At 74.4% G+C, this 383-nt stretch carries 1 protein-coding gene; it reads right to left on the bottom strand.

Features of this window, described 5'->3' with window-relative positions; all coding sequences use genetic code 11:
* Positions 1–266: hypothetical protein (locus MKL11_RS27690; RefSeq protein WP_243949415.1), on the bottom strand; the 266-nt coding region annotated here is incomplete at its 3' end.
* Between the last annotated feature and the right edge of the window lie 117 nt (positions 267–383).

Raw genomic sequence — 383 nt, 5'->3', positions numbered from 1 at the left:
GACGGGCCGGAATCGGCAAGACTCGAGGCGGCGCGGAACGCCCGGGCACGATCGACCCGCGCGTCAACGCCCGGGGCGCCCAAGAGCTGCGCGTCGGTCTCCCGTCGACGATCCGGCTGTGCGATCGCGCGGGCGGCGATGCCGATGGCGTCGGCGACGCTCAGGGCGACGGAGACTGGCCGGCCGGCGACGCCGGGCACGAGGTCCTCGATGAGCGCACGGCGGGCGGCGTCGAGGAGGGTGGCGCCGGAGGGTTCGTCCTGCATGCTCAACTCCAGCTCTCCGGGGCGGTCGCCCGCAGGATCGTGCGTTCCAGCTCGGGCACCATCCGGCCGGTCAGCGCCAGTTCCAGGGAGAATTCCCGGCCGGAGACGTGGCGGGCG

The sequence above is a fragment of the Methylobacterium sp. J-077 genome, assembly GCF_022829365.1.
Classification (GTDB): Bacteria; Pseudomonadota; Alphaproteobacteria; order Rhizobiales; family Beijerinckiaceae; genus Methylobacterium.
Note: the sequence above shows the minus strand (reverse complement) of the source record. Positions and strands in the feature narration are given on the sequence as shown.